Below are 20,461 nucleotides of genomic sequence, written 5' to 3'. Positions count from 1 at the left end.
CCCCCCGCCCCCCCACCCCCCCCCCCCCCCCCGGGCGGGGGGGCCCCCCGGGGCGCGCCCCCCCCCCCCCGGGCGCCCCCCCCGGGGGGGGGGGGCGCCCCCCGGCGCGGCGGGTTTCAGACCTTGCGGACGCCGTCGGCTTGGCTTCGACCGTCGCGCCCCGCCTTCACCTCGAATTCGACCCGGTCACCTTCGGCGAGGGTGCGGAAACCGGACATGTTGATCGCGGAGTAGTGCACGAACACATCGGAACCACCATCGGTGGCGATGAAGCCGTACCCCTTCTCCGAGTTGAACCATTTGACCGTGCCGACCGCCACGGCGTCCTCCTCGTTGAAATGTGATGCGCAGCGCCCCGAAAAAGCGCCGATGGAGCACGGATGACGCTACCGGAGTCGACCCGGTTCGTCCGCTGTTGACCATTGCGACTTTTCCGCGAAATACTGCTCCGAACGAGTGCATTTCCCAGCCACGGCGCGTAGCCGGAGCGATTCGGTTGGGCCGATTCGCCGACACGAGAATCAGGGAATATTCCGAATTTCGCAGCGGCGCGGGAGCAGCGGCGCGAAAGCCGGCCGGAACCCGCGCTCCGGCATCCGGCGGCGCGGGCGAACGCGCAGCGGGCACCGCCGGACGGACCGATCCGGAACGAGCGCGGGCGCAATCCGAAATGAAGATCGTTCCCCATTGCCGCCCGCCCGCGAGACCCGGCATCGAACCCGGCCACCGAAAGCGGCCCGCATTCCCGCGCCGCCGAATACCGCGCTCAAGAACGGGGTGCGCCGAACCCCTGCGAATGCAACCAGCCCACCATGGAACGCGGATCCCGCGTCTGCACCAGCACCTGGCCCGGGCCGGCGAAATCGAACACCAGCCCCTCCCCCGTCTTCAACGACTGCGCCACGCCCTGCCCCAGCTGCCGCAACCGCGTCTGCACCGCATCCCCGTACGCCACCACGTGCCCGGGTGAGACGGTGAGGAACTCCCCCGGCTGCAAGGTCATCACGTCCAGCGCGCCGCAGCAGGCCAGCACCACCGGCCCCTGGCCGCTGACGTGGCCGAGGAAACCGCGCTCCCCGCCGAAGAGGTTCTTGAACCCGGCCCACTGCTCGTCGAACCGCACCCCGGAGGCGGACGCGAGCCACGCCGACCCCGTCACGCACCAGCCCTGGCCGTCCGGCTCCAGCACGTGCAGATCACCCGGCAGCGCGGGCGCCACGTCCACCCAGCCGCCCTGCTGCCCGGCGGTGCAGGTGGTCACGGCGGCGGACCGGCCCTTCGCCAGCGACTTGAGCAGACCTCCGCCGCGCACCTCCACCGCCACGCCGTAGCTGGTGGCCAGCAGCGCACCGGAGGCGATCCGGACGGGTTCGCCGGGCGCGAGCAGCAGCCGGGACACTCCGAACGACGGCGTGTGCCGGTTCCGCACCTGCACAGCCCCTCCCCTCCCCGCGCCGCTCACACGATCGCCCGGCAGTCTGCCACGGGCGCCCGGGCGACTTTCCGCACGCCGGTGGCGACAGCCCGGTACCCGATGCCCGATGATCGGGGCGTGCCCCACGCAACTGGACCCTCCGGCCTGACCCCGGTGCCCGCGCACCGCGCGCGGGTCGCGGCGCTGCTGACCCCGGCGCCGGTGGAATCCCGGCCGCTCGCCGATTGCCTCGGGCTGGCGCTGGCCGAGGACCTCGTCGCGGCGATCCCGCTGCCGCCCTTCGACAACTCGGCGATGGACGGCTACGCCGTGCGGTCCGTGGACGTCACCGGAGCGAGCCCCGAGCAGCCCGTGGTGCTGCCGGTGGCCGAAGACCTGCCCGCCGGGCGGGTCGACAGCCCGCCGCTGCTGCCCGGCACCGCGCACCGGATCATGACCGGCGCCCAGGTGCCGTCCGGCGCGGACGCGATCGTGCCGGTGGAGCGCACCGACGGCGGCACCGCCGAAGTGCGGGTGCACGCCTCGGCGCAACCCGGCGTGGACGTGCGCCGCGCCGGGGAGGACGTGCGGGTCGGCACGGCCGTGCTGGCGGCGGGGACCACGCTGGGCCCCACCCAGCTGGGCATCGCCGCCGCCGTCGGCGCCGCGCGGCTGCCCGTGCGCAGACCCGTGCGGGTGCTGGTGCTGTCCACCGGCTCGGAACTCGTCGAACCCGGTTCCCCGCTGCGGACCGGGCAGATCTACGAGTCCAACGGCCTGATGCTGGCCACCGCGGTGCGGGAGGCGGGCGGGCGCGCCGAGCTGCTGCGCTTCGTGCCGGACGACGTGGCGTCGTTCCACGCCGCGCTCGCCCCGCACCTGGACGAGACCGACCTGATCATCACCTCCGGCGGGGTCAGCGCCGGGGCGTACGAGGTGGTGAAGGACTCGCTGTCCGGCAACGGCGTCGAGTTCACCAAGGTCGCCATGCAGCCCGGGATGCCGCAGGGCGCCGGCCGGTACCGGGGCGGGCCCGCGGTGGTGACGCTGCCCGGCAACCCGGTCAGCGCGATGGTCTCCTTCGAGGTCTTCGTGCGGCCCGCGCTGCGCGCCGCGGCCGGGCACCGGCAGGCCGAGCGGCCCGGCAGGAAGGCGACGCTGACCAGCTCGCTGGAGGGCCCGCCCGGCAAGCGGCAGTACCGCAGGGCGCTGTACGACCCCGCCACCGACGAGGTCACCCCGCACGGTGGCCCCGGATCGCACCTGCTGTCCGCGATGGCCACGGCGAACTGCCTGCTGGAAGTACCGGAGGAAACGGTGGAACTGCCCGCCGGTTCCACTGTGGACGTACTTCTGATGGATTGACGTCCGGCTGATTTCCGCTAAGACTGCCCCCGCACCTCCCGTCGCTGCGCTCGTCGCGCCGGGTTCGGACCGCGAGCAGTCGACACCTTCACTCGGGAGTTTCAACACCGTGCGTGGCCCCTGGCGCGCCACCTTGGCGCTGGCGTTGCACATCGGCTTCTTCGCCGTGCCCCTCTGCTTGGTGCTGGGCCTGCTCTTGGTAGCGGCCTACACCATCCGCCTCGACTTCGGGGGCGGCGTCCGCGCCGGGTTCGCCGCGGTCGTGGTGGCCGCGGTGATCGGCATCGGGCTGCGGACCGTGCTGCGCAGACGCGAACGCCCGCGCGGCGTCGAGCTGACCCGCGGCGCGCAGCCCGAGGTCTGGAAGATGGTCGACTCGATCTGCTCGGGGTCCGGCGCGTCCGCCCCGGACGGGGTCCGGGTGACCTCGCAGCCCACCGCCCGGCTGCGGGAGGACACCGCGCTGCTCGGCCTGAAGGTCCGCTCCCGGCACCTGGAGATCGGGTTACCGCTGATCGCCGGGTTGTCCACCAGCGAACTGCGCGCCGTCACCGCCCGCGAGCTGGGCCGCACCGTCGGCGCCGGGAAGTTCGTCGTGCTGGCCGACCGGGTGGAGACCAGCGTGCGGCGCACCGCGACCGGGCTCACCGGCGGACCGGTGAAGTGGCTGTTCACCGGGTACGCCCGCGCCTACTCGGCGGTGGCTGCCGGGGTCGGCGACCGGCTGTGGTTCGGCGCGGACACCATCGCGGTGAAGGCCGCGGGCAAGCGGGCCGCGGTCACCTCGCTGCGCAAGATGAAGGCGATCGAGTTCGGCTGGCGCGACTACGCCGAGCAGTACCTGAGCATGGCCACCAAGGTCGAGCACACCCCGGACCTGCTGCTGGGCTTCCGGGCGTTCATGGACCACCCGGAGCGCAAGCCGCAGCTGGCCGAGCGGGTCAAGCAGGCCCTCGCCGAGGAGCACGACGTGCACCCGTCCACCCGGGAGCGGGTGGAGGCGATGAAGCGGCTGCGCGGCGGCGACCGGGAACCCGAGGAGGCGCCCGCGTTCGCGCTGCTGCGCGAACCGCGCAAGAGCGTTCCCGAGCTGGAGAGCCGGCTGCTCGTGGACGGCCTCGGGCCGCGGCTGCCGTGGCCGGACCTGGCCCGCAAGGCGGGGGCCGCGGAGGTCGCCCGGCAGGCGGGCCTGCTGAGCTCGGCGGTCGAGCAGAGCGGCCTGGAGTGCCCGCCCGCGATCGGCGGGGTGCTCGCCGCCATCCACCGCGGCGAGGGCGCGGACCTGATCAACCCGGTGCTGAACCCGGGCCTGAGCCCGGACCGGGTGGACGACGCCGCCGTGGACACGCTCACCGAGCTGCTCGGCGGCGCCGTGGTGGACGCGCTGGTGTGCGCGGGCCGGGCGCAGCACGAGCTGGACTGGGCGGGCGAGTCGGTGGTGCGGCTCAGCGGTGGCCGGCCGCTGGACCCGGACCGGCTGGTGCGCCCGGCGGTGGCGGATCCGCGGCTGGTGCCCGGGCTGCACCGGGCGCTGGTGGACCTCGGCGTACCGCTGCAGCACGCCCGCGAACCCGCCGCGGAGCCGGAGCCGTCGGTGTCCGGGATCGTCAGCCCGGTGCAGTACGCGGGCGAGCGCTACGACCTGCTGGTGACGGATCGCGGGCTGGTGTTCCTGCCGAGCTCGGCGAGCACGGCGCGACGGCTGCTGGCGGGCGCTTCGGCCCGGATGTGGCAGTCGGAGCTGGAGGAGCTGGACGAGCTGATGGTCGCCCCGGTGGACCGGCTGCGGGACCGGGACGGCGCGCAGTGGGTGGACAGCCGGGACGTGGCGGCGACGACGCTGGTGCAGGATCGCTCGGGCTGGTCGTTGAAGCTGGAGCTGTACCTGGACGACGCGTCCTCCTCGACGGTCCGCTCGGACGCGGTGGTGCTCGGCGAGGACGACGTGGCCGAGCTGGAGGTGCGCAGCACGCCCGATACGGACGAGCGCGGCGATCCCTACGGGGGTCTCGGCGAGCTGATGGGCGCGCGGATGCGGATCGACGACCGCCGGGAACCCTCGGACGAGTGAGTGATGGGGACCCAGTTTTGTCACGCTGAGTTACAAATTTCGTGCCCAATGTCCTCCGATAGCGGCTACGTAGTTCGTGTGAGCTCAATTACACTGGAAAACGCGTAACAACCTGTCGATCGACTCCGTCTCACAAGACGTCAGCCCCCTCCTCACCAGGGAGGGAGCGGACACCGGGCTCCGTGTGCCGTCGGGGGGTGCACGGGCCCACATCGGGGACCGTTCGGCGCCAACGGGGAGGCGCCTTGCGGTTGGGTGCCGGGGTGGCACCGGCGCTTCGGGGGCGCCGGGCCACCCCGGCACTTTTCCGTTCACCTGCGGAGACACCGCGCCGCGCCCGTCCCGAGGAGATCCTCCGGCCGCGCCGCCGCCCGGCCCCGCGCTCCCGGGACGCACCGCCCGCGCTCCACCACCGACGGCCCGGTCCGCCCGGCGCACGGCGCCGCGCGACCGTGGCCGGTGATCGACTCCGCCCCCTCGCGCAGCGGCCGCGAACCCGTCGGCGATGCTGTACCGGCCCGGCCGCAGCGCAGCCACCGCGCCGCGGTAACGACCTCCGACGCAGGGGTGTACAGCTCGATGAGCACCCAGACAGACCGGGGCAGCGCCCCCGCCAGCGGCAACCCGCTCGCGCACCTCGCCAAGCTCGCCCGCGACACCGTGCCGCCGATGCACCCGGCGGGCCGCCCGTTCGTGCTCGGCGCCGCCGTCGGCACCCTGCTGCTGCGCCGCGCGTGGCGCCCCGCCGGCGTGCTCGGCGCCGTCGCCACCGCGTGGTGCGCCTGGTTCTTCCGCGAACCGCAGCGGGTCACCCCCGGCCGCGCGGGCATCGCGGTCGCGCCCGCCGACGGCACCGTCGCGCACGTGGAGACCGCCACCCCGCCGCCCGAGCTCGGGCTCGGCGACCGGCCCATGACCCGGATCAGCGCGTTCCTCACCGTCTTCGACGTGCACGTGCAGCGGCTGCCGGTCGACGGCGAGATCGTGCGGGCCGCCTACCGCCCCGGCAAGTTCCTCTCCGCCGACCTGGACAAGGCCAGCGAGGACAACGAGCGCAACTCGCTGCTGCTGCGCACCGACGACGGCCAGGAGCTCGCCGTGGTGCAGATCGCCGGGCTCGTCGCCCGCCGCATCGTCTGCTCGGTGCAGAGCGGCGAGCGGGCCACCGCGGGCAGCACCTACGGGCTGATCCGCTTCGGCTCCCGGGTCGACCTCTACGTCCCGGCGGGCAGCCGGGTCCTCGTCGAACCCGGGCAGCGCACCGTCGGCGGCGAGACCGTCCTCGCCGAACTGCCCGAGCGGGCGGGTGGCGAGCGGGCATGAGCGGCGCCCGCCTCGCCCCGCCCGGAATCCGCCTGCTGCCCAACGCGATCACGGTGCTGGCGATGTGCGCCGGGCTCTCCGCCGTGCAGTTCGCGCTGAACGGGCAGCTGGTCGGCGCCATCGCGGCCGTCGCGGTGGCGGCGGTGCTCGACGGGCTGGACGGCCGGATCGCCCGGTTGCTGGACGCCACCACGCGGATGGGCGCCGAACTGGACTCGCTGTCCGACGCGATGTCGTTCGGCGTGGCCCCGGCGCTGACGCTGTACGCGTGGCAGCTGCAGGACAACCGGGCGGGCTGGATCGCCGCGCTGATCTTCGCGGTGTGCATGATCCTGCGGCTGGCGCGGTTCAACACGCTGCTCGACGACACCGAGCAGCCCGCGTTCAGCAAGGAGTTCTTCGTCGGCGTCCCGGCCCCCGCGGCCGGGTTGCTGGCGCTGCTGCCGCTCGTGCTCACCGCCCACTTCGGCTACCCGGGCTGGTGGGCGCAGCAGCCGGTGGTGATGGTGTGGATGGTCGCGGTCGCCGCGCTGGCGGTGAGCCGGGTGCCGACGCTGTCGCTGAAGACCGCGAAGGTTCCCGCACGGCTGGTCGCCCCGCTGCTGGTGCTGGTGGCCGTGCTGGCCGCCGCGGTCATCGTGTTCCCGCTGATCTCGCTCGCGGTGGCGCTCGTGGTGTACCTGGCGCACATCCCGTACGCCGTGTACCGGCACCGCTGGCTGGCCGCGCACCCCGAGGCGTGGGCGGCGGCTCCTCGCGAACGGCGCGCCATCCGCAGGCGCACCCAGCGGCGGCTCGGCCGGCAGCAGCCGCACCCGCGGCGCGCGCTCGCCGGAGCCCGGCAGCGGATGCGCCGCAGCCGCGCCGGCGGCCCCGAGGGGCCGCGCCTGAGCTGGCGCCGCCTCGGCCTGCGCCGCAACCGGGGCAACCAGAACACCCGCTGACCGCCCGTCCTCGAATCCGGCCGCGGTCGTGCGCGGTGCCGCGCACCGACGGGGCGCCAGGAGCGGGCCGTACTGTCGGCGTGTGGCTTCGTTGACGTTGACCGTCCGGTTGTCCCCGTCCGCCGCCGACACCAGGCGCGGGGTGGTGCGGCTGCACCCCGAAGTGCTGGACGCGCTGGGCCTGCGCCAGTGGGACGCGGTGGCCCTCACCGGGACCCGGGTGACCGTGGTGCCCGCCGCCGCGGCGGACCGGGGCGCCCCGGCGGGCGTGGTGCTGGTGGACGACGTGGCGCTGACGAACCTGGGGCTGGCCGAAGGCGCCGAGGTCGGGGTCGCCCCGGTGCGCGCCGAGCCCGCGCGCGGCGTCACCGTCGCCGGGTCCCGGCTGGCCACCGCGACCGCACCGCCGGAGGTGATCCGGCTGGCGCTGACCGGGAAGGTCTTCCGGGCCGGTGACACCGTGTCGCTGCTGCCGCAGGACCTGGCTCCGTCCACGGCGGCCAACGCCGGGCAGGTGCGCAGCAGGCTGTCCGCCTCGATCGGGATGACCTGGACGACCGAGCTGATCACGATCGCGGCCACCGACCCGGACGGCCCCGTCACCGTGCAGCCGTCCACGGTGGTCACCTGGCGCGGCTCGACGCCGAGCGCGGACGCGCCTCCCGCCCGGCTCGACGCCGCCCCGGCCCCCGCCGCAGCCGCCGTCGCGCCCGCCGCCGCGCCGGAACCCGAGCCCGCGCTGCCCGTCAGCGACCTCGCGGGCGCGCAGGAGACCGCCGCCCGGCTCTCCGAATGGCTCCGGCTGCACTTCGAGGAACCGGAGCTGCTGCGCAGGCTCGGCGGCGGCGACCGGCTCGGCGTGCTGCTCAGCGGACCGCCCGGGGCGGGCAAGGCCACCCTGGCGCGGTCGGTGGCGGCCGCGGTCGGCGCCGAACTCGTCGAGGTCACCGCGCCCAGCGTCGCCGCCCTCGAATCCCGTTCCGCCGCCCAGCGCCTGCAGAGCTCGCTGGACCGCGCCACCGGCATCGCCGCGGGTGGCCGCGACTGCGTGCTGCTGCTCACCGACGCCGACGGCCTGCTGCCCGCCGCCGAACCGCCGCCGCTGGCGACGGTCGCGCTCGACGCGCTGGACGCCGCGATGCGCACCGGGCGGCTCGCCGTCGTGGTGACCAGCGCCCAGCCGCAGTCCCTGGACCCGCGGCTGCGCGAAACCGGCCGGGTGGACCGGGAACTGACCATCGGGCTGCCGGACGCGGCGACCCGGGTGCAGCTGCTGCGAGTGCTGCTGCGCGGCACGCCGCTGGCCCCCGACGTGGAGCTCGGCGAGCTCGCCGCGCGGACCCCCGGCTTCGTCGTCGCCGACCTGCTGGCGCTGTGCCGCGAATCAGCGGTGCGGGCGGCGCTGCGCCACCGCGGTGGCGCGGACGGCGAACCGGCCCTCGCGCAGCAGGACCTCGTCGCCGCCCTGTCCTCCGTCCGGCCGCTGTCGATGTCCACATCGGACGATCTGCGCACCGGCGGGCTCACCCTGGACGACGTGGGCGACATGGTCGAGGTGAAGCAGTCGCTGACCGAGGCGGTGCTGTGGCCGCTGCGCTACCCGGACTCGTTCACCCGGCTCGGCGTGGAACCGCCGCGCGGCGTGCTGCTGTACGGGCCGCCGGGCTGCGGCAAGACCTTCCTGGTGCGGGCGCTCGCCGGCAGCGGGCGGCTCAACGTGCTGTCGGTCAAGGGCGCCGAGCTGATGGACAAGTTCGTCGGCGAATCCGAGCGGGCCGTGCGGGAACTGTTCCTGCGGGCCAAGAACGCGGCACCCGCCCTGGTCTTCCTCGACGAGGTGGACGCGCTGGCACCGCGCCGCGGCCAGTCCGGCGACTCCGGGGTGGGCGACCGGGTGGTGGCGGCGCTGCTCACCGAACTCGACGGGGTGGAGCCGATGCGGGAGGTCGTGGTGCTCGGCGCCACCAACCGCCCGGAGCTGATCGACCCGGCGCTGCTGCGGCCCGGCAGGCTGGAGCGGCTGGTGCACGTGCCGCCGCCGGACGGGGCGGCGCGGGCGGAGATCCTGCGCGCCGCGGCGCGGAACACGCCGCTGGCGTCCGATGTGGACCTGGCGGCGGTGGCGGCGGAGCTGGACGGCTACTCGGCGGCGGACTGCGCGGCGCTGGTGCGGGAATCGGCGCTGAGCGCGATGCGCGAATCGCTCAGCGCCACCGAGGTGACGGCCGCGCACCTGGCGGCCGCCCGCCGCGCCGTGCGCCCCTCGCTGGACCCGGCTCAGCTGGCGTCCCTGGCGGCCTACGCCGAGCGCCGCGGCTGACGCGGCACGGCCCGCCGGGGCGGGCGGGCCGTGCTCCGCGCGCTACTTGCCCTTCGGCATGCCCTGGTAGTCGTTCGTGATGATCGCTATGACGCCGGGGCTCGCGGGGGCGAGGCCGTCGAAGCGCGGTTCGGCGCGGGCCTGGAACGCGGCGGCGATCTCCTTCGCCTGCGCCTCCTCCGGCGTGCCCGGCCGGTAGTACACCGTGGTGGTGGGGATGACGCCCTGCGAGTAGTTGCCGACCTCCGGCACCTCGTAGCCGGCGCCGCGGAACTCGTCCGCGGCCCGGTGCGCCAAGCCCTTGATGGTGCTGTTGTTGTAGACCCGCACCACGATCCGCTGCCGCGCGTGGTCCGACCCGGTCGAGTCCGACCCCGGCGAGTCCGGGCGCGGCTGGTTCGCGGGCGGCACCTGCGGTTCCGGGTCGGGCGTCTGCGGCGGCTCCTCCGCGGCGGGCGGCGGTTCGGCGGCCGACGAGGTGGGCGGCTGCGCGGCACTCGTCGGGGCGGGCGGCAGCGGCGGCAGCGGCGCCGAGGTCTGCTGCTGGTCCACCGGCGGCGCGGCCGCGTCGTCGTCGGACCCGCCGGAGACCAGCGTCGTCAGGCCGATCACGGCCGATAGCGCGCCCGCGCCGATGAGGGCGATACCGCCGATCTTCGCGGCGGACGGGCTGGTCGGGGGTTCCCCGGAAGTCATCAGTGCCACTCGATTCCCAGTCGGCGGGCCTGCCGGGCGCGCTGCCGACTCGCCCGCACCTTGCGCAAACGTTTGATCAGCATCGGATCGGCCCGGACGGCCGCCGGATCGTCCAGCAGATCGTTCAGCACCTGGTGGTACCGGGTGCCGGACATGTCGAACAGCTCGCGGATGGCCCGTTCCTTGCCGCCGGCGCCCTTCCACCACTGCCGCTCGAACGCGAGGATGCTCAGCTCGCGGTCGCCGAGCTCCTGCCCCGCCGCGGGCTCCGGAGCGTCCGAAGTGGACTCATCGGGGGGGATGCGCGGCAGCGGCTCGGTGGGCGGGTCGACCGTCCGCAGGTGCCTGCCGGACGCGGGTTCGCCCACCGCCGCGCGACCCTCGGTACGCGCCAGTTCCTCGCACTGCCGGGCTATCTCGTGCACGGTCAGCATCTGGGCGGCGTCCATCTGGCTCCTCGCGTCGCGATCCGGGGATCCCCGCGTTCGCCGAATCACACGGGTGTGATTCCGGGCCCATTACATCACGCGCGCCCGCCCGCCGTGCGCGGCCAACACGCCCTCCGCGGAGATCCGCGGGCACCTCGGCGAAGATCACTCCGACGGGCGGCGCCCAGCCGAGCGCAGCCACTCCCGAGGCGGTCCGGAGACGGCAACCGATACCCTCCGCCGCATGGCTGTTCACCCGATCCGCATCGTGGGCGACCCGGTGCTGCACCACCCCACGCGCCCCGTCGAGCGGTTCGACGACGCGCTGCGCACCCTCGTCGAGGACATGTTCGAGACGAACACCGCCGCGAACGGCGCCGGGCTGGCGGCCACCCAGATCGGCGTGGACCTGCGGGTCTTCGTCTACGACTGCCCCGACGACGAGGGGGTCCGGCACCGCGGCGTCGTGGTCAACCCGGTGCTGGAGACCAGCGAGATCCCGCAGACCATGCCCGACCCCGAGGACGACTGGGAGGGCTGCCTGTCCGTCCCCGGCGAAGCGTTCCCCACCGGCCGGGCGAGCTGGGCGAAGGTCACCGGCTTCGACGTGGACGGCGCGCCGGTCGAGGTGGAGGGCACCGGGTTCTTCGCCCGCTGCCTGCAGCACGAGACCGACCACCTGGACGGGCACCTCTACCTGACCCGGCTCGTCGGGCGGAACGCGCGGGCCGCGAAGAAGGCCGTCAAGCGCAACGGCTGGGGAGTCCCCGGCCTCTCCTGGGACCCGGCGGTCGAAGGCGATCCGTTCGCTGAGGAGGATTGAGCTCCTCCCGTTCCGCAGGGGGTGGGTGGCGGGTGGTCCGGTTGATCGGGTGGTCGTCAGCTCAGCGGCTTCGCCGCTGACAGGAAAGAGTCGCGAACCCGTCGCGCGAGGTCGGGTCGGGTGGGGCCGGTCAGCGGGGGAAGGCCTCGGTTTCCAGGGTGACGGTGAACGGGGCGGGCAGGTCGAGCGGTTTGCCGAACGGGACCGAGTGCGATTCGCGGTAGGCCTCTCGCCGTCCGGCTCGGAGAACAGGGTGATCGTGGGCCAACGCGGCGCGAAGCGGTCGATGAGCAAGTAGAACGGGATGCCGGCCTGGGCGTACGCACGGAGCTTGGTCGTCCGGTCGGTGTCGGCATTGCTCTTCGAGGTGATCTCGACCGAGAGCAGCGCGTCCTCCCCCGGGAGCACGACCGCTGGAGTCATCCGCTCGCGGAGCACGACGAGGAGATCGGGCACCACGATCCGCGAGCTCGACGGCAGGGCGATGCCCTGGGTCTGCAGGACCTCCCAATCGTCGGGCAACGCCCGCACCAACGCCTTGTTCACGCGGCTGCCGATGAGGTCGTGGTTCTGGTCCGGCGGCGGGGACATCACGATCCTCTCTTCGATGATCTCCGCGCGCCAACCTTCGGGAAGATCGAGGCCGTTCCAGACCTCGACGAACGTCTCCCAGGACGATTCCTGGAGCACCGGGGCAGCACTCGCAGCGCGGTCACCTCCTGTGCCGGTGTTGTCACGCACCGCATCCTCCCGGTCTGACAAGGTTTCGTTTTCCCTGCTAGACAGCCTAGTGTCGATCAGCTTCGCCGTCACCGGCACGAACCGGGACTTGGCAGGGCGGCATCACGGGGCTAGCCTCGGCGCCGACAACTGATCGCGGGAGCTCGCACCGGAAGCGGGCTGAGAGGGCGGCTGGATCATCCGATCCGGGGCCGCCGACCGCCCGAACCTGACCGGATAATGCCGGCGTAGGGAGTGAACGGCCGTGGCCGACGTGCGTCCTGAACCGTCCTCTGTGGACTCCGATTCCCCTGGTGTGACCACCGGACCGATCAGCGGGTCCCGCAAGGTGCACCGCGAGGTCGGCGACCTGCGGGTGCCCGCCCGCCGCATCGAGCTCAGCAACGGCGAGCACCTCGACGTCTACGACACCTCCGGGCCCTACACCGACGACGCCGCCACCATCGACGTGCACGCGGGCCTGCCCCGCACCCGCGACGGCTGGCACCGCGAGCACCCCACCCAGCTGGCCGCCGCCAAGGCCGGGGTGATCACCCGCGAGATGGAGTTCGTCGCCGCCCGCGAGGACCTGCCCGCCGAGTTCGTCCGCGACGAGATCGCCCGCGGCCGCGCGGTGCTGCCCGCCAGCCACCGCCACCCCGAGAGCGAACCGATGATCATCGGGAAGAAGTTCCTGGTGAAGGTGAACGCGAACATCGGGAACTCCGCGGTGACCTCCTCGGTGCCCGAAGAGGTCGAGAAGATGGTGTGGGCCACTCGCTGGGGCGCCGACACGATCATGGACCTGTCCACCGGCAAGCGGATCCACGAGACCCGCGAGCGCATCCTGCGCAACTCGCCGGTGCCGGTCGGCACGGTGCCGATCTACCAGGCGCTGGAGAAGGTGAACGGCGACCCGGCGAAGCTCACCTGGGAGATCTACCGGGACACCGTGGTCGAGCAGTGCGAGCAGGGCGTGGACTACATGACCGTGCACGCCGGGGTGCTGCTGCGGTACGTGCCGCTGACCGCGCAGCGCGTCACCGGGATCGTCTCCCGCGGCGGTTCGATCATGGCCGCCTGGTGCCTGGCGCACCACCGGGAGAGCTTCCTGTACGAGCACTTCTCCGAGCTGTGCGAGATCCTCCGCGAGTACGACGTCACCTTCTCGCTCGGCGACGGGCTGCGGCCCGGCTCCATCGCCGACGCCAACGACCGCGCCCAGTTCGCCGAGCTGGAGACCCTCGGCGAGCTCACCGGGATCGCCCGGGCGCACGACGTGCAGGTGATGATCGAAGGTCCCGGGCACGTGCCGATGCACAAGATCGCGGAGAACGTGCGGCTGGAGGAGGAGCTGTGCGACGAGGCGCCGTTCTACACCCTCGGCCCGCTCACCACGGACATCGCGCCCGCCTACGACCACATCACCTCCGGCATCGGCGCGGCGATGATCGCGCAGGCCGGGACCGCGATGCTCTGCTACGTCACGCCCAAGGAGCACCTCGGGCTGCCGGACCGGGACGACGTGAAGACCGGCGTGATCACCTACAAGATCGCCGCGCACGCCGGTGACCTCGCCAAGGGGCACCCGCGGGCGCAGGAGTGGGACGACGCGCTGTCCCGGGCCCGCTTCGAGTTCCGCTGGACCGACCAGTTCAACCTGGCGCTCGACCCGGACACCGCGAAGGCGTACCACGACCAGACGCTGCCCGCAGAACCCGCGAAGACCGCGCACTTCTGCTCGATGTGCGGGCCGAAGTTCTGCTCCATGAAGATCACCCAGGACGTCCGCGACTACGCCAAGGAGCACGGCCTCACCAGCGTCGAGGCGATCGAGGAAGGCATGCGGGAGAAGTCCGAGGAGTTCACCGGTTCCGGCGGCGAGGTCTACCTCCCCATCGTGAGCTGATCGGGATGACGGACGCGGTGGGCGGCGCTCCGGTGTTTCGCATCGGCAGGTTCCGCACGGGCCGGATCGACGGCGGGACGGGGTCGTAGCATGGGCCGGATGCACGAGACACCCGGCCACCTGCGACGACCCGCGCACGACACGGCCCCGCCGACGGCGCTGACCATCGCCGGGTCGGACTCGGGCGGCAGCGCGGGGATGCACGCCGACCTGCGGGCGTTCTTCTCCTGCGGGGTGCACGGCATGACGGCCGTGACCGCGGTGACCGTGCAGAACACCGTCGGCGTCACCGGGCTGGTGGAGATCCCGCCGGAGACGGTCGCCGCGCAGATCGGCGCCGTCGCCACCGACATCGGGGTGGACGCGGCGAAGACCGGGGTGCTGTCCTCGGCCGCGACCATCGAAGCGGTGCTCGCCGCCTGCGACGAGCACGGCATCGGCCGCGGCCGGCGCACCCCGTTCGTCGTGGACCCGGTCGCCGCTTCCCGCAGCGGAGAACCGCTGCTGCGCCCGGACGCGCTGGACGCGCTGCGCGACGAGGCCTTCCCGCGGGCGACGCTGGTGACGCCGAACCTGGACGAGGTGCGGCTGCTCACCGGCATCGACGCGCGCAGCCGGGACGACCTGCTGGACGCGGCGAAGGCCGTGCACGACTTCGGACCGGACTGGGTGCTGATCAAGAGCGGGCACCTGCTGGACGACCCGGAGTGCGTGGACCTGCTGTTCGACGGCACCGACGCGATCCAGCTGCCCGGGCCGCGCTACTCGACGGTGCACACGCACGGGGCGGGCGACGTGTTCGCCTCCGCGATCACCGCGGCGCTGGCGAAGGGCGCGTCGATGCCGGACGCGGTCGCCGCGGGCAAGCGGTTCGTGACGCGCAGCGTGGAGCACGCCTACCCCCTCGGCGCCGGCGTCGGGCCGGTGTCGACGTTCTGGCGGGTGAGCCCGCGCTCGTTGTGAGCGGGGCGTCCCCGGCCGCCGGAGCGCGCTGGGTACCGTCGCCGTCGGAGCAGCCGCCCGCGGCACCCGCGGCCGCGAACGGCCCAGCGGACACGCCACGAACGGGCTTGAGATACCGAATCGGGTGATTTTCGCCCGCGCGGGTAACTCACAAGGCGGGTCACGTCGACATAGAGCGTGAGGCTCGCAGCCCCCGCCGCGCTCCCGAGCGACGGCGCCGCGTGCGCTGCGCCCGTCCCGCACAGGCAACGAGAACGTCAGGAGCGAAGCGCCGCCGTGGCAGCACCCGGGTGGACGACCATGAAGGACCGGCTCCTCGCCGGGCTCAACACCGAGGCCGGCGCCCCCGACCTCCGACGACGCCAGTACGCGATGGCGGTGCTGGTCACCGCGGTGGTCGCCACCGCCGTCGGCTGGCTGCTGGACCTGCGCACCCCCGCGCTCATCGGCGGGCTCACCGCGGTGTTCGCGCTGGTCGCCGCGGGCGGGCAATCGCTGCGCTCCGACCTGCACCGGTTCTCCTGGTTCGGACCGGCGCTGGTGCTGGTCGTGGCGGTGGGGCCGCTGCTCCGCGAGATTCCGGTGCTGGCCGGGCTGCTGGTGGCGGCCGTCGTGTTCGGCTCCGGCATGCTGCCCGCCCTCGGCGAGCAGTACCGGGTCAGCGGCCAGACCTTCGCCGCGGCCACCCTCGTGTCCACCACCACCGGCATCGGATCCGGCGAACCCGCCTGGATGCTGTTCCTGTCCACCGGGGCGGGTGCGGTGTTCGCCCTGGTGCTGCGGGTGCTCATCGGCATCGGCGATCCGACCCGCGCCACCCGGCACGCCGTGGCCCGGACCCTGCTCGAACCCGGGCCGGGCGTGCTGGAGATCGCCGCGAGCGCCTGGCGCGCCGACGGGTCGAGCACCTGGCTCGGGCAGGTCCTCGCCGGGGCGGCCCGGTTCCGCGCCGCCCGTGAAACGCTGCTCGCCCAAGCCCAGCGGGCCGACCGGATCGAAGCGGAACGGCTGCACCGCATCGTCGTCGAAGCGGACCTGGTCGCCGCCGAACTCGCCCGCGCGGTGCGCTCCCGCGCCTGCACCGGGCTGCCCGCGATGGCCCGCGTCGACCCGGCGCAGGCCGTCGTCGCCGCGGGCGGCAGGCAGGACCTGCCCGAAGCGGTGCGCGGCATGAACGAAGGGCTCGACCGGATCCGCGGCGCCGTCGTGCAGCGCACCGAGGTCGCGGCCAGCCCGCCCGCGCCCGGTGGCCGCCGCCAGCGCGCCATCGGCGGCGTCAAGGCGCACCTGTCGCTGCGGTCCTCGCTGTTCCGGCACGCGCTGCGCTGCACGCTGGCCGTCGCCGTCGGCATGGTGATCGTGCTGCTGCTGGACGACCCGTCCGCGTCCACGCTGCTGCTGGCGCTGTACGTGGTGCTGGCGCCCGCGGCGCGGGACAGCATGAACGGCGCGCTGGAGCGCACCGGCGGCGCGGTGCTCGGCGTGGTGGTGCTGGCCGCGCTGATCACCCTGCTGCCCGGGGTGTACCTGCTGGTGCCGGTGATCGTCGTCGGCATGCTGCTCGGGGTGGAGCGGCTGCGCACCGACTACCAGGTGCTGCTGAGCTCGCTGATCGCGGTGACCGTGATCGACCAGGCGATGCGGCTGGACCGGCCGCTCGCGAACATCGCGATCAGCTTCGCGTCCAACACGGCCGTCGGCGCGGCCATCGCGCTCGGCGTCGGCTACATCAGCTTCATCGTGCTGCCCAGCAGCATGGTGCCGGACGTGCGCGGGGCCATCCGCTCCACCGTGTGGTCGGTGTCCGAGCTGCTGCGCAGCGTGCGGGCCGCCGGGCAGGGCCACGAGGTGCGCGCCGCCATGCAATCCGCGCACGTGCTGGCGCTGCGGCGCACCCAGGACCTGCTGGGCATGCCCGCGCTGCTGGACGAACCGGACTCGGACGAGGACCCGCAGACCACGCGGGCCGCGGCGATCGCGCTGGACGCGCTGCGCCAGGACGTGGCGACGCTGGCGTTCCGGCCCGAGGGCGAACTCGCCGTGGCGGTGCCCGCGCTCAAGGCGGTGGACCAGCTGCTCAGCGGGCGGAGCAACCCGAAGATCCCGGACATCCAGTCCGCCGGGGCGCCCGCGACGGAACTGCTGGCCAGCTCGCTGGTGGAGAACGCGCTGCACGCGCGCTCGGCGATCGACCAGACCCTCGGCAACGAGCCGTGGAAGAGCTACACGATCAACTTCGTGCGGACCGAACGGCTCCGCATCCGCTGATCACCGGGTGACCGGCCCGCCCGCTCTGGCGGGCCGGTTCAGCCCGGCGGCCTGGTTCAGCCCGGCGGGCCGGTTCAGCCCGGCAAGCCGGTTCAGCCCAGCAGGCCGGGGCTGGAGGCCTTCGCCCAGAAGCGCTGCGGGATGCGTCCCGCGCCGACCGCGAGGCGGCCCGCTTCGACGGCGGCGCGCATCGCGGCGGCCATCCGCTCCGGGTCCTGGGCCCGGGTGACGGCGCTGGCCAGCAGCACCGCGTCGCAGCCCAGCTCCATCGCCAGCGCCGCGTCGGAGGCGGTGCCGATGCCCGCGTCGAGCACGACCGGCACCGACGCCCGGGACACGATCATCTCGATGTTGTGCGGGTTCCGGATGCCCAGCCCGGTGCCGATCGGCGAGCCCAGCGGCATCACCGCCGCGCAGCCCACGTCCTCCAGCCGCGTCGCCAGCACCGGGTCGTCGTTGGTGTAGGCCAGCACCACGAAGCCCTGGTCGACGAGCTGCTCGGCCGCGTCCAGCAGCTCCACCGGGTCCGGCAGCAGCGTGTCCTCGTCGGCCACCACCTCCAGCTTCACCCAGTTCGTCCCCAGCGCTTCCCTGGCGAGCTGCGCGGTGAGCACCGCCTCCGCCGCCGTGCGGCAGCCCGCGGTGTTCGGCAGCGCCTCGATGCCGAGCCGGTGCAGCAGGTCCAGCACGCCGGTGCGGCCCCCGGCGTCGGCGCGGCGCATCGCCACCGTGGTCAGCTCGGTGCCGGAGGCCAGCAGCGCCCGCTCCAGCACCGACAGGTTCGCCGCTCCCCCGGTCCCCGTGATCAGCCGGGAGCCGAACTCCCGGCCCGCGATCACCAGCGCGTCGTCCACGTCAGCCCCCCTGCACCGCGGTGAGCACTTCGACGGCCGCCCCGTCGCGGAGTTCCGTCGCCTGCCAGTTCGCCCTGGGCACCACGGTCCCGTCCACGGCGACGGCCACACCGCGCTCGGGCACGCCGAACTCGGCGAGCACCGCCGCCAGCGTCGCATCCACCTGCACGGGACGTTCCGCCCCGTTGATCACCACTTGCACGGTCGACCTCCTCCGTCGCCTGCGGGAACCGGTCCGGCGACCGGTGGTTCGCGGCCCGACAGCTCCGCCAGCACCGCGTCCGCGGTGATCGGCGCGAGCAGGAACCCGTTGCGGTGGTGGCCGGTCGCGGCCAGCACCCCCGGCTCCAGTTCGCCGATCACCGGCAGGTTGTCGTGCGTGCCGGGCCGCAGCCCGGCGACGGCTTCGAGCAGCTCGTACTCGGCGATGCCCGGCAGCACTCGTTCCGCGTCGGCCAGCAGGTCGCGGACGCCGCCGGCGGTGACGGTCTCGTCGAACCCGGCGTCGTGCTGGGTGGCGCCGACGACGAGCCCGCCGTCGTCGCGCGGGACCAGGTAGACCTGCCTGCCGCGCACCGGGCCGCGCACGGTGCGCGCGGGCGGGGGCAGCGCGGTGGGGCGCGCCCGCAGCCGCAGCACCTCGCCCTTGACCGGGCGGATCCGGCCGGTGAGCGCCGGGTGCAGCTCGCCGGAGCGGGCACCGGCGGCGATCACCGCGACGTCGCAGCGCAGGGTCCGTTCGGCGAGCTCCACCTCGCCCGGCCGCACCCGCCGCGCCGCCCCGGCGCGGAACCGGACGCCCGCCGCCTCCGCCGCGGCCCGCAGCGCGGCCAGCGCCAGCCGGTTGTCCACCGCCAGATCGCCGGGCACCTCCAGGCCGCGCCGCACCGCGGGCCCCAGCGAGGGTTCGAGGCGGCGCACCTCCCGGCCGCCGAGCCGGGTGACGGTGCGCCCCAGCGAGGCGAGGTGGTCGGCGAGCATGTCCAGCTCGGCGCGGTCGGCACCGTCCACGCCGACCACCAGCGTGCCCTCCCGGCGCAGCCCGGACGGCAGCCCGGACCCGCGGGCCAGCTCGGCGGCGAACGACGGCCAGCGGCGCAGCGACTCGGACCCGAGCTCCAGCAGTTCCTCTTCCCCCGGCGCGGCCTCGGCGACCGGGGCGAGCATCCCGCCCGCGACCCACGACGCACGCCGCTCCCCCGCATCGACGACCTCGACGCGGTGGCCCGCGCGCGCGGCCGTCCACGCGACGGAGAGACCGATGACCCCGCCACCGACGACGGTGACGGACGACTGCTGCTGCATCTGCGCTCCCTGCGCCGGCATGACCCGGATCAGGTTCGACGGTCGGGGCCTGCGCCCCCTCTCAGCCCGGATCCCGGGCTCCCGTGCCAACCACCACCACCGTACTCATCCGCCCGCGCGAGGTCAGCCGCCGCCCGGCCGCGGACTACCCTGGGGGCATGCCCGGATTGGACGGTTTCGGCATCCGCACGCGGCTCGCCGACGCACGGTTGTACCTCTGCACCGACGCGCGCGCGGAGCGGGGCGATCTGGCGGAGTTCGCCGACGCCGCGCTGTCCGGCGGCGTGGACGTCGTCCAGCTGCGGGACAAGGGGCCCGGCGGGGCGCCGCTGGAGGCGCGGCAGGAGCTGGCGGCGCTGGAGGTGCTCGCGGAGGCCTGCGTTCGGCACGGCGCGCTGCTGGCGGTGAACGACCGCGCGGACGTGGCGCTGGCCGCGGAGGCCGACGTGCTGCACCTGGGGCAGGACGACCTGCCGGTGGACGTGGCGCGGCGCATCGTCGGCGACGAGGTGGTGCTGGGGCGTTCCACGCACGACGTGGTGCAGGCGGACGCGGCCTCGACCGAACCGGGCGTGGACTACTTCTGCACCGGCCCGGTGTGGACGACGCCGACGAAACCGGGCCGGGAGGCGGCGGGCATCGAGCTGGTGCGCCACGCCGCGGAGCACCGCGGGCACGGGAGGCCGTGGTTCGCGATCGGCGGCGTCGGCCACGACAACCTCGCCGAGGTGGTCGCGGCGGGCGCGGAACGGATCGTGGTGGTTCGGGCCATCACCGAGGCCGAGGACCCGCGCGCCGCCGCCGAATCCCTCAAGGCCGGACTACCCACCTGACCACCGAACCGGCCCGGCCGGGTTCGCGACTCTTTCCTGTCAGCGGCGAAGCCGCTGAGCAGCGACCACAAGAGCAACCAGACCACCCGCGGGTTCTCAGCGGTTCCCTCGCGAGGACAGCTTTTTGGGGGGGGGGGGGGGGCCCCCCGGGGAAAAAAAACCCCCGCGGGCGCACCAGGGGGGTGGGCGCCCCCCCCCCCCCCCCAAAAAACCCCCCCCCCCCCC

17 protein-coding genes, 1 pseudogene and 2 riboswitches are annotated in these 20,461 nt (G+C 74.1%); of the genes and pseudogenes, 10 read left to right on the top strand and 8 right to left on the bottom strand.

Annotated features, from left to right (window positions below; genetic code table 11):
* Positions 1–116: 116 nt before the first annotated feature.
* Together LCD33_RS22690 and LCD33_RS22685 are read right to left on the bottom strand one after the other, a co-directional pair.
* On the bottom strand, positions 117–320 hold the full coding sequence (locus tag LCD33_RS22690; RefSeq protein ID WP_184483357.1) for a cold-shock protein: 204 nt from the start codon (positions 318–320) through the stop codon (positions 117–119).
* A gap of 446 nt (positions 321–766) precedes the next feature.
* Complete coding sequence (locus LCD33_RS22685) at positions 767–1,435, bottom strand: TIGR00266 family protein (RefSeq protein ID WP_224960045.1); 669 nt, start codon at positions 1,433–1,435, stop codon at positions 767–769.
* Between the two features lie 99 nt (positions 1,436–1,534).
* Here LCD33_RS22685 and glp point away from each other — a divergent pair, with 99 nt between their 5' ends.
* From glp to LCD33_RS22660, 5 genes are all read left to right on the top strand, one after another.
* Positions 1,535–2,779, top strand: coding sequence for a gephyrin-like molybdotransferase Glp (glp, locus tag LCD33_RS22680; protein ID WP_224978259.1), 1,245 nt, complete (start codon positions 1,535–1,537; stop codon positions 2,777–2,779).
* Positions 2,780–2,888: 109 nt separating this feature from the next.
* A complete protein-coding gene (locus LCD33_RS22675) occupies positions 2,889–4,850 on the top strand; it encodes a M48 family metallopeptidase (protein WP_224978258.1) in 1,962 nt (653 codons plus the stop codon).
* Between the two features lie 579 nt (positions 4,851–5,429).
* The gene (locus LCD33_RS22670; protein ID WP_224960048.1) at positions 5,430–6,173 is read left to right on the top strand and encodes a phosphatidylserine decarboxylase; all 744 of its coding nucleotides are present in this window, start codon (positions 5,430–5,432) and stop codon (positions 6,171–6,173) included.
* Positions 6,170–7,117 (top strand): CDP-diacylglycerol--serine O-phosphatidyltransferase, encoded by a 948-nt coding sequence (pssA, locus tag LCD33_RS22665; protein ID WP_224978257.1) that lies wholly within the window; start codon positions 6,170–6,172, stop codon positions 7,115–7,117. Before LCD33_RS22670 ends, pssA begins: the two co-directional genes overlap by 4 nt.
* 82 nt (positions 7,118–7,199) lie before the next feature.
* Positions 7,200–9,437 carry an AAA family ATPase gene (locus tag LCD33_RS22660; RefSeq protein WP_224978256.1) on the top strand — a complete coding sequence of 746 codons (2,238 nt, stop codon included), beginning with the start codon at positions 7,200–7,202 and terminating at the stop codon, positions 9,435–9,437.
* Positions 9,438–9,479: 42 nt separating this feature from the next.
* Here LCD33_RS22660 and LCD33_RS22655 read toward each other — a convergent pair whose 3' ends face one another.
* Positions 9,480–10,133, bottom strand: a complete 654-nt coding sequence (locus tag LCD33_RS22655) for a LytR C-terminal domain-containing protein (protein ID WP_224966585.1) — start codon at positions 10,131–10,133, stop codon at positions 9,480–9,482.
* On the bottom strand, positions 10,133–10,435 hold the full coding sequence (locus tag LCD33_RS22650; protein WP_374108124.1) for a DUF3263 domain-containing protein: 303 nt from the start codon (positions 10,433–10,435) through the stop codon (positions 10,133–10,135). The genes LCD33_RS22655 and LCD33_RS22650 overlap by 1 nt, the downstream gene beginning before the upstream one ends.
* Positions 10,436–10,805: 370 nt before the next feature.
* Here LCD33_RS22650 and LCD33_RS22645 point away from each other — a divergent pair, with 370 nt between their 5' ends.
* Positions 10,806–11,384 (top strand): peptide deformylase, encoded by a 579-nt coding sequence (locus LCD33_RS22645; RefSeq protein WP_224960468.1) that lies wholly within the window; start codon positions 10,806–10,808, stop codon positions 11,382–11,384.
* A gap of 279 nt (positions 11,385–11,663) precedes the next feature.
* Here the strand turns inward: LCD33_RS22645 and LCD33_RS29655 are convergent.
* Positions 11,664–11,975, bottom strand: a pseudogene (locus tag LCD33_RS29655) (Uma2 family endonuclease); the annotation flags it as partial.
* A 275-nt stretch (positions 11,976–12,250) separates the two neighbouring features.
* Positions 12,251–12,376, top strand: a riboswitch (TPP riboswitch).
* On the opposite strand from LCD33_RS29655, the gene thiC reads away from it, so the two are divergent.
* The 3 genes from thiC to LCD33_RS22625 all read left to right on the top strand — a co-directional run bounded on the left by thiC (position 12,370) and on the right by LCD33_RS22625 (position 17,244).
* Positions 12,370–14,013, top strand: coding sequence for a phosphomethylpyrimidine synthase ThiC (thiC, locus tag LCD33_RS22635; RefSeq protein WP_308011317.1), 1,644 nt, complete (start codon positions 12,370–12,372; stop codon positions 14,011–14,013). It overlaps the preceding riboswitch by 7 nt.
* A gap of 99 nt (positions 14,014–14,112) precedes the next feature.
* A complete protein-coding gene (thiD, locus tag LCD33_RS22630; RefSeq protein ID WP_224960466.1) occupies positions 14,113–14,976 on the top strand; it encodes a bifunctional hydroxymethylpyrimidine kinase/phosphomethylpyrimidine kinase in 864 nt (287 codons plus the stop codon).
* 276 nt (positions 14,977–15,252) lie between these two features.
* A complete protein-coding gene (locus tag LCD33_RS22625; protein ID WP_224978255.1) occupies positions 15,253–17,244 on the top strand; it encodes an FUSC family protein in 1,992 nt (663 codons plus the stop codon).
* A gap of 92 nt (positions 17,245–17,336) precedes the next feature.
* Here LCD33_RS22625 and LCD33_RS22620 read toward each other — a convergent pair whose 3' ends face one another.
* The 3 genes from LCD33_RS22620 to thiO all read right to left on the bottom strand — a co-directional run bounded on the left by LCD33_RS22620 (position 17,337) and on the right by thiO (position 19,403).
* The gene (locus tag LCD33_RS22620; RefSeq protein ID WP_224960464.1) at positions 17,337–18,098 is read right to left on the bottom strand and encodes a thiazole synthase; all 762 of its coding nucleotides are present in this window, start codon (positions 18,096–18,098) and stop codon (positions 17,337–17,339) included.
* A 1-nt stretch (position 18,099) separates the two neighbouring features.
* Positions 18,100–18,300: a sulfur carrier protein ThiS gene (thiS, locus tag LCD33_RS22615; protein WP_224966583.1), complete on the bottom strand. Its 201-nt coding sequence runs from the start codon at positions 18,298–18,300 to the stop codon at positions 18,100–18,102.
* Positions 18,288–19,403 carry a glycine oxidase ThiO gene (gene thiO / locus LCD33_RS22610; RefSeq protein WP_224966582.1) on the bottom strand — a complete coding sequence of 372 codons (1,116 nt, stop codon included), beginning with the start codon at positions 19,401–19,403 and terminating at the stop codon, positions 18,288–18,290. The genes thiS and thiO overlap by 13 nt, the downstream gene beginning before the upstream one ends.
* Positions 19,393–19,498, bottom strand: a riboswitch (TPP riboswitch). (Overlaps the previous gene by 11 nt.)
* Before the next feature lie 63 nt (positions 19,499–19,561).
* On the opposite strand from thiO, the gene thiE reads away from it, so the two are divergent.
* A complete protein-coding gene (thiE, locus tag LCD33_RS22605) occupies positions 19,562–20,236 on the top strand; it encodes a thiamine phosphate synthase (RefSeq protein ID WP_224960458.1) in 675 nt (224 codons plus the stop codon).
* Positions 20,237–20,461: the final 225 nt, after the last annotated feature.

It is taken from the genome of Saccharopolyspora sp. 7B (assembly GCF_020177435.1).
Lineage (GTDB): Bacteria > Actinomycetota > Actinomycetes > Mycobacteriales > Pseudonocardiaceae > Saccharopolyspora_C > Saccharopolyspora_C gregorii.
This window is presented reverse-complemented; position numbering and strand designations above follow the sequence as displayed.

Bases quoted from the DNA above. Each gene is read 5' to 3' on its own strand.
- glp (WP_224978259.1), top strand. From the start codon at position 1,535: ATGCCCGATGATCGGGGCGTGCCCCACGCAACTGGACCCTCCGGCCTG.
- LCD33_RS22670 (WP_224960048.1), top strand. From the start codon at position 5,430: ATGAGCACCCAGACAGACCGGGGCAGCGCCCCCGCCAGCGGCAACCCG.
- pssA (WP_224978257.1), top strand. From the start codon at position 6,170: ATGAGCGGCGCCCGCCTCGCCCCGCCCGGAATCCGCCTGCTGCCCAAC.
- LCD33_RS22655 (WP_224966585.1), bottom strand. From the start codon at position 10,133: ATGACTTCCGGGGAACCCCCGACCAGCCCGTCCGCCGCGAAGATCGGC.
- LCD33_RS22645 (WP_224960468.1), top strand. From the start codon at position 10,806: ATGGCTGTTCACCCGATCCGCATCGTGGGCGACCCGGTGCTGCACCAC.
- thiD (WP_224960466.1), top strand. From the start codon at position 14,113: ATGCACGAGACACCCGGCCACCTGCGACGACCCGCGCACGACACGGCC.
- thiO (WP_224966582.1), bottom strand. From the start codon at position 19,403: ATGCAGCAGCAGTCGTCCGTCACCGTCGTCGGTGGCGGGGTCATCGGT.
- thiE (WP_224960458.1), top strand. From the start codon at position 19,562: ATGCCCGGATTGGACGGTTTCGGCATCCGCACGCGGCTCGCCGACGCA.